Annotated in this window: 1 protein-coding gene; it reads left to right on the forward strand. The window is 67.6% G+C overall.

Going from position 1 to position 894, the window contains the following annotated elements; genetic code table 11:
- The coding region (locus ACW73L_RS22145) for a hypothetical protein (RefSeq protein WP_498924707.1) at positions 1 to 894 on the forward strand (894 nt) is incomplete at both ends.

Below are 894 nucleotides of genomic sequence, written 5' to 3' on the forward strand. Positions count from 1 at the left end.
CGGCGATGCGGCCACCCTGGCGGAGGCGATCGGCGAGACGGCGTCGTCGCCGTGGGTGATCGCGAACACGGTGTCGTTGACGTATGCGGCGACGGTGACGGTGTCGCGGGATCCGCGGGCGTCGACCTGGCCGGTGACGGCGGTGTCGTGGCGGATCGAGGCGAAGATCGACGGGGCGGTGGCGCTGAACGCGCAGACCGGGACGATCAACGACGGGGGCAAGATCCAGTCGGACCCGATCGAACTGAGCCTGAACGCGCCGTTCGGCGGCAACACGATCATCTGGTCGATCGTGCTGCTGGATGCCGACGGCAATCAGGTGGCGACCGGGGTGTCGGCGCCGCTGGCCAACAATGACGCCGACAATCCGCCATCCAGCGTGAGCTTCGCGATCGTCGAGCTGCCGGCGACGATCAGCGCGACGACGGTGTTCCAGCGCAAGGACACGACCACCTACAGCGCAAGCGCGGGGGGTTATACCTGGGATGCGGCCATCACCGATACCGGGACCCTGGCCAACAGCGGGATCCAGGAGATCACCGGAGTGACGATCTCCACTCGCTTGGGCGTGGCGGGGATCGTCTGGAAGCAGAACGACCAATACTGGCTGCGGGGCGTGCCGATTGCCGAGAACGGCAACACCATCGCGCTCGGCGGCGCGACCACACAGGGTTATGCCCGTCGCCCCTTCCTGTTGTTCGACGCCTTCGTGGGAGAGGGCGACGTGGGCAATCACGTGCTGCTGGAACCGGACGACACTGAACCGGGCTATCACGTGCGGGCGCTGAGCATCGATGCGACGACCGGTGCCTTGAGCTGGGATCCGACGACCTCGCTGGGCGAGTTCCTGCTGCCGGTGTCGGCGGCGGCCCTGCACTCGTCCGGGCGGGTGGT

It is taken from the genome of Methylolobus aquaticus, from assembly GCF_054172105.1.